This window comes from Candidatus Zixiibacteriota bacterium, assembly GCA_022865345.1.
GTDB lineage: Bacteria > Zixibacteria > MSB-5A5 > MSB-5A5 > RBG-16-43-9 > RBG-16-43-9.
The window spans coordinates 1-4,392 of the sequence record JALHSU010000135.1 but is presented as its reverse complement, the minus strand read 5'-3'; the positions used below and the strand labels follow the sequence as shown (position 1 = coordinate 4,392).

At 44.5% G+C, this 4,392-nt stretch carries 5 protein-coding genes; all 5 read left to right on the top strand.

What is annotated here, in order from left to right:
* A partial coding sequence (locus MUP17_06300) for a hypothetical protein (protein ID MCJ7458582.1) occupies positions 1 to 202 on the top strand: 202 nt, incomplete at its 5' end.
* A complete protein-coding gene (locus MUP17_06295; protein ID MCJ7458581.1) occupies positions 203 to 616 on the top strand; it encodes a hypothetical protein in 414 nt (137 codons plus the stop codon).
* Between the two features lie 117 nt (positions 617 to 733).
* A complete protein-coding gene (locus MUP17_06290) occupies positions 734 to 1,312 on the top strand; it encodes a hypothetical protein (GenBank protein ID MCJ7458580.1) in 579 nt (192 codons plus the stop codon).
* Between the two features lie 123 nt (positions 1,313 to 1,435).
* Complete coding sequence (locus tag MUP17_06285; protein ID MCJ7458579.1) at positions 1,436 to 3,304, top strand: glutamate mutase L; 1,869 nt, start codon at positions 1,436 to 1,438, stop codon at positions 3,302 to 3,304.
* 171 nt (positions 3,305 to 3,475) lie between these two features.
* On the top strand, positions 3,476 to 4,392 hold a 917-nt coding region (locus tag MUP17_06280; GenBank protein ID MCJ7458578.1), incomplete at its 3' end, for a hypothetical protein.

Here is a 4,392-nt window from a genome sequence, read left to right as displayed (position 1 = left end):
TAGCCTAAAGGTGAAATTTTTTTTCAATACCCGAAAGATGGAATGGGGAAAATATCGCAGTTTTTACATGGACAAAAATGGAGTTCTGCTTTCCCCTTTTGAAAAGCCATCCAGGCTGGAGAATTTTCGCGGAATATATTTAAGGTTCAATCAGAATAAAGATGAAGTTGTGAATTTCATTAAACAGAGGATAAAAAGCTAAATGCCTTTCAGACACATCTTTTCCACTCAGCCTAAGGGAACTAAAGTAGAAGAAAAAGGGCTTACCCTTGAACAGCAGGAGATTTTGGACAAGATTGCCAAGAAGGTGGTCTTATGGAAGATGTCTACGCCGGCAATTTTGTTTTTGGAATCAGTCAAACCCTTGAATTACATCGGTTCCCAGATGTTAGTTTTTTTCGAGCCTTTTGTCCAGACCCTTTTCTCCTGGAAAGAGTTTGATGAGTTCAGGAAAATGATGGAAGAGCGGGAGAGTGTGGAAAGGCTCTTGCAAACTATAGAGAAATTCGACGCTGAGGCTTTAACTAAGGAAAAAGAAGATAAAAAAAGAAGGAAAGAGGACCGGAAAACCAAAGGTAGAAGGACTTTGTGGCAGGTGATTTCGGGCAAGGGTTAGAATTTCGTAGCGTTGCCACTCTGTGGCAACGAGTAATGTAGCGTCGGGCTTTATGCCCGACGAATAATTGTAAAAAAGTGCCGAGCTTACGGATACGCTCGACCGAAAGAGAACTGAATGAAAATTCTAAATGTCATAAGTTGGATTGCTGGACTCTTCGGTGGAGGGCCGAGACTGGGTATGGAAAAAAAGGATCAGACGATTAAGAAAACAACTGATAGCGTGAATATTCAAGCAAGGGGTGATGAAATCACATCAAAAGCCGATACCATCAAAACTGGAGATGGATCTCCTGTTGCAAGAGGAGATGGCACTACAATATACCAGAACTGCACCTTCATTTTTCCTCCTGAAAAATTTCCACAGGCAAAAAATCAAACAAAAAAAGTAGTAGAGAAAAATCTTCCAGAGAAATTCCCTGAATTAGACAAAGAGAAGATAAAACTAGCTGCTAAGATCGTTACTGATTCAAGTTCCCCTTCTGCCTTATCAACAGCAATCTATACTATCTCGGGCATGCTGTCGGAAAGTAGTGACGGAGTTGTTCCTTACAAAAAAATACAAAGTGAATTCTATGACAACCTCCCTGAATATGCAGTAGATTACTCTACTCGATGGGAGTGTCCTAAATGCCATAATGTGAATTTCTTAAATTTCTGTGCAAAATGCAGTGAAGAAAGACCAAAAAATAAATGAAAGAGCGTCGGGGATGAACCCCGACGCTACGTAAGAAAAGAGTTATTTGGAGTGTAAACCTTCAGGTTTACAAAAATGGTAAAGCTAAAGCTTTACACTCCAGTAATGTCATAAAGGAGTTCTATGAAAGATTTAAAACCTGAAGATATCAATGTAATTGTAGCCACCGATTGCGGAAGTACTACCACTAAAGCCATTTTAATCGAGAAAAGAGGAGATGAATACCGTCTCATCGTTCGGGGTGAAGCACCGACTACAGTTGAGGCTCCGTTTGAGGATGTGACCATGGGGGTATTAAACTCTGTGGCTGAGGTGGAGGAGCTTTCTGGCAGGAAGATCTTGGATGACAAAGGGGCAATAATCTCTCCTGCTAAGGGAAATGTAGGCACTGATATTTATGTTTCCACCTCCAGCGCTGGTGGAGGCTTGCAGATGATGGTCGCCGGCGTGGTCAGGAGCATGACTGCAGAAAGTGCTGAAAGAGCCGCCTTAGGAGCAGGCGCAATTGTGATGGACGTTATCGCTTCCAATGATAAAAGGCTTCCCCATCAGCAGATCCAGAGGATCAGGCATTTGAGACCGGATATGATTGTGCTTTCTGGAGGAATCGACGGTGGGACAACGACTCACGTTGTTGAATTAGCTGAGCTTCTTTCTGCTGCAGACCCAAAACCCAGGCTGGGTATAGGATACAGACTTCCGGTCATCTATGCTGGAAATGTCGATGCACGTGAAGCCATAAAAAATACTCTCGGAGATAAAGTAGATCTGACCATAGTCGATAACATACGACCGGTTCTGGAAAGGGAAAACCTTTTCCCGGCACGGGAGAAAATCCACGATTTATTTATGGAACACGTGATGGCTCAGGCTCCCGGTTACAAGAAGCTTATGACCTGGACCGATGCGCCGATTATGCCCACACCTGGGGCAGTTGGTTTGATTATGAAGAAAATTGCAGACGAAGAGGGAATCGAGGTGGTGGGTGTTGATATCGGTGGAGCAACAACGGATATCTTCTCCGTATTTCAGGGGACATTTAATAGAACAGTTAGCGCCAACTTAGGAATGAGCTATTCTGTATCGAATGTCTTCGCTGAGGCTGGTTTAAATAATGTGATGAGATGGGTTCCTTTTCACATGAACGAAAGGGATTTGAGAAACCGGGTTAAAAACAAGATGATCCGGCCAACCACCATCCCCCAGACCATGGAGGACTTGATCTTCGAACAGGCAATTGCCAAAGAGGCATTGCGCCTTGCCTTTATTCAGCATAAATCTTTTGCCACGGTTTTAAAAGGGATCCAGCAGCAGAGGACCATAGCCGATGCCTTTGCCCAGACCGCAGGAGGCCTGACCCTGGTAAATATGATGACCTTAAATATGCTCATCGGCTCTGGAGGGGTTTTATCCCATGCACCCAGAAGAGATCAGGCTGCTTTAATGTTAATAGACGGATTTATGCCGGAGGGGGTAACCAGGCTATCAGTAGACAGCATCTTCATGATGCCCCAGCTCGGGGTTTTATCCACTGTCCATACCAAAGCCGCAGTTGAGGTCTTCAACAAAGATTGCCTGATCCATCTGGGCACCTGCATCGCGCCGGCTGGTGAATTAAAGGTCGATTACAGCTCTACGACCCGTAGGGAGGAAAAAGAGATTTTAAAATATAAATTTCATATGCCCAATGGGGAAACAATCGAAGGGACTTTAAAATTTGCCGAGATGAAAAAGTTCCCCTTAGGCTTTGACGACAAAGGAATTCCCTTAAAGGCCAAAGTTACTTTAGAGCCGCTTAGAGGTTTTGACGTCGGCGCAGGAAAAGGAACCAAGGTGGAGAAAGAGATCTCCGGCGGAGTCACCGGAATAATCTTAGACGGCAGAGGAAGACCATTTAACGTGCCGACTGATGATAAGATCAGAGTACAGAAGCTTAAAGAGTGGATGATAGCTTTGGATATATATACCAAGGGGGCATTGGAGAGGTTATAGATGGAAAATTCCTCAATTCTTCTCCCTTTATGTGAGAACGGTAGCGTTGCCACTCCTGTGGCAACGAAAGACGTCCTCACAGGAGTGAGGACGCTACAGCTGTCGCTCGATTCGTCGAGCAAGAAAGCCCAATAAATTGGGCAACTACATTGAAATCTAAAAGGAACTTTTATGGGTCATGCATATACACCGGGCTTAAAAGTAACTGAAAAGCTTTTGGTCACCAAGAAAAGAATTTTACCTCTGAAAGGCGAAGTTCTGGTAAAAGTCGGTGATAAGGTAAGCCCGGACACAGTGGTTGCCAGGACCAACCTTCCTGGAAATGTTGAGCCGATAAACATCGCCAATATCTTAGGGCTTCCGCCAGAGGATGTGCCTGAGCATATGCTTAAAAAAGAAGGGGAAAAAGTTAAGGAAAACGAGGTGATCGCCAGGAGCAAAACCTTCTTTGGACTTTTCTCCTCAGAATGCAAGTCAAAATCTGAAGGGACAATCGAAAGCATCTCCTCCATTACCGGGCAGGTCCTGATCCGGGGAAACCCTATCCCGGTAGAGATAAAAGCCTATTTAGAAGGAGAAGTGGTGGAGGTCTTTCCGAAAGAGGGTGTTTCGGTCAGCACCTGGGGCTCCTTTATCCAGGGAATTTTCGGAATCGGCGGGGAGACTCACGGAGAACTTAAAATTGTGACCAGGGATAACACTGAAGTGCTAACTGATAGCCTGATTGATAAAGAATGTGCTGGCAAGGTGATTGTAGGCGGAAGTCTGGTTACCAGCCCCGCGATAAAAAAAGCAGTCTCAGTTGGAGCAAAGGGGATCGTCATAGGCGGGTTTGATGATAAGGATTTGAGGGAATTTTTAGGATATGATTTAGGAGTAGCTATTACCGGCTCAGAGGAATTAGGCATAACTTTAGTAGTTACCGAGGGTTTCGGACAGATAAATATGGCAGAAAGAACTTTTGAACTGCTAAAATCCAAACAGGGGAAAATGGTTTGCATAAATGGAGCCACCCAGATAAGGGCAGGAGTAATCAGGCCCGAGGTGGTGATCCCTTATGCTGGTGATATCCACCAGAAAATCGAGAC

What these genes read in the sequence shown, in the direction of transcription:
- MUP17_06295 (MCJ7458581.1), top strand. Translation starts at nt 203, where the DNA reads ATGCCTTTCAGACACATCTTTTCCACTCAGCCTAAGGGAACTAAAGTA.
- MUP17_06290 (MCJ7458580.1), top strand. Translation starts at nt 734, where the DNA reads ATGAAAATTCTAAATGTCATAAGTTGGATTGCTGGACTCTTCGGTGGA.
- MUP17_06285 (MCJ7458579.1), top strand. Translation starts at nt 1,436, where the DNA reads ATGAAAGATTTAAAACCTGAAGATATCAATGTAATTGTAGCCACCGAT.